General features: G+C 63.0%; 2 protein-coding genes. Both read left to right on the top strand.

The window, feature by feature from the left end; all coding sequences use genetic code 11:
• The first annotated feature begins 390 nt into the window (after window positions 1-390).
• Window positions 391-1,371: a group II intron reverse transcriptase/maturase gene (gene ltrA, locus VBE63_RS28505; RefSeq protein WP_323686353.1), complete on the top strand. Its 981-nt coding sequence runs from the start codon at window positions 391-393 to the stop codon at window positions 1,369-1,371.
• A gap of 23 nt (window positions 1,372-1,394) precedes the next feature.
• Window positions 1,395-1,739 carry a group II intron maturase-specific domain-containing protein gene (locus tag VBE63_RS28500; protein ID WP_323686354.1) on the top strand — a complete coding sequence of 115 codons (345 nt, stop codon included), beginning with the start codon at window positions 1,395-1,397 and terminating at the stop codon, window positions 1,737-1,739.
• Window positions 1,740-1,829: the final 90 nt, after the last annotated feature.

Here is a 1,829-nt window from a genome sequence, read left to right as displayed (position 1 = left end):
CGGGTGAGTCAGCACGAGGTGACGAAACCCATCAGGTGCAGGGGATAGGGTAAATGCGGCGGTTGTGCGCTGAAAGTTCATGTTCTTATCCGGGGAGATCTGTCTCGCGAGCGGTTCGTGCGCCTATGGGAGTCGAACTGAGGCCCAGTCCGAAAGGGCTGGAATCGCCATCGAACCCTAAGGGTGCAGTGGTCGCCATGGGAGTCGGACTGAGGGCCAGTGCGAAAGCACTGGAATCGCCACCGGACCCTACCGTGACTCGGACAGCGCGTCTTGCGGCAACGCTCGGCGTGACGGGACAGAAGTCAGCAGAGGCCATAGTAGCCGAACGAGCGTGGAGCGCTCGCCCGACGAAGGGCCGAACATGAGAAGCCAAGGCGGAGCCGTGGATTGCTCGCACGCGTCGTTGAACCCGCCGGGGGAGATGCGTTGCGGCGTGATGCCACGCAGCCAGCCTTGCACGACGACGACCTGATGGAGCGGGTGCTGGAGAGCGAGAACATGCGACAGGCATGGAGGCGCGTGAAGTCCAACCAGGGTGCGCCCGGGATCGATGGGATGCGCATCGAGGACTTTCCCGAGTTCGCACGCTCGAACTTGCCGGCGATCCGCCAAGCCCTGCGTGATGGCACCTACCGGCCACAGCCGGTCAGACGGGTGACGATTCCCAAGCCGAACGGGGGCGAGCGACTGCTCGGCATCCCGACGGTGATGGACCGCGTCATCCAACAAGCCATTGCGCAAGTCCTGGGGCCGATCTTCGATCCAGGGTTCTCGGATGCGAGTTCCGGCTTTCGACCAGGACGCTCTGCCCATGGAGCCTTGAGGCGGGTACAAGCCCATATCGGTGACGGCTACCGCGTCGCGGTCGATCTGGATTTGGCGAAATTTTTCGACACGGTCCAGCACGACGTCCTGATGGCCCGCGTGGGTCGGAAGGTGCGCGACAAGCGGCTGCTGGCATTGATCGGTCACTACCTGCGGGCGGGTGTCTTGGTTGGAGGAACCCTTGAAGCAACGGAGATGGGCACGCCGCAAGGCGGACCGCTGTCGCCGTTGCTGGCCAATATCCTCTTGGATGACCTGGACAAGGAGTTGGAGAGTCGGGGGCACCGGTTCGTGCGCTACGCGGACGACCTGCTGATCCTCGTGCGTAGCCACCGCGCCGGTGAGCGGGTCATGGCGAGCGTGTCTCGCTCTCTGACCAGAACGCTCAAGCTGGTGGTCAACACGCACAAGTGGTCAACACGCACAAGAGCCGTGTGGTTAAGACCGACGACTGCGAGTTCCTGGGATTCACGTTCCGGGGCAAGAAGCTGCGTTGGTCCGAACGCGCCTACCAAGACTTCCGCCACCGGCTGCGCAAGCTGACCGGACGGAGTTGGGGCGTGTCGATGGCGTACCGGCTCAAGAAACTCTCCGAGTACGTCCGTGGTTGGATGGGCTACTTCGGCATCTCGGACGACTACCGGCCGATTCCCGAGTTGGACCACTGGCTGCGGCGGCGCATCCGCATGTGCTACTGGAAACAGTGGCGCGGGGTGCGCAATCGCATTCGCCACCTGCTGGCCCTGGGAACACGGGCACGGACCGCGATCTGGACGGGCATGAGCTCCAAGAGCTACTGGCACCTGTCCCGCTCGCTGGGCACGCAAACCGGGATGACCAATGACTGGCTGAAAGGCCAGGGCTTGATTAGCATTCGCGATCAGTGGATGAAAGCGCATGGCTATGCCTGAAGTCCTCGTGTGCTCCCTTCTTGTGAACCGCCTAGTGCGGACCCGCATGCTAGGTGGTGTGGGGAGGGCGGGCTAAACACCCGCCCTTAC

This window comes from Lamprobacter sp. (genome assembly GCF_034860625.1).
Classification (GTDB): domain Bacteria; phylum Pseudomonadota; class Gammaproteobacteria; order Chromatiales; family Chromatiaceae; genus Lamprobacter.
The sequence above is the reverse complement of the archived record's forward strand: the minus strand, read 5'-3'. Positions and strand labels throughout refer to the sequence as shown.

What these genes read in the sequence shown, in the direction of transcription:
- VBE63_RS28500 (WP_323686354.1), top strand. Translation starts at nt 1,395, where the DNA reads ATGGCGTACCGGCTCAAGAAACTCTCCGAGTACGTCCGTGGTTGGATG.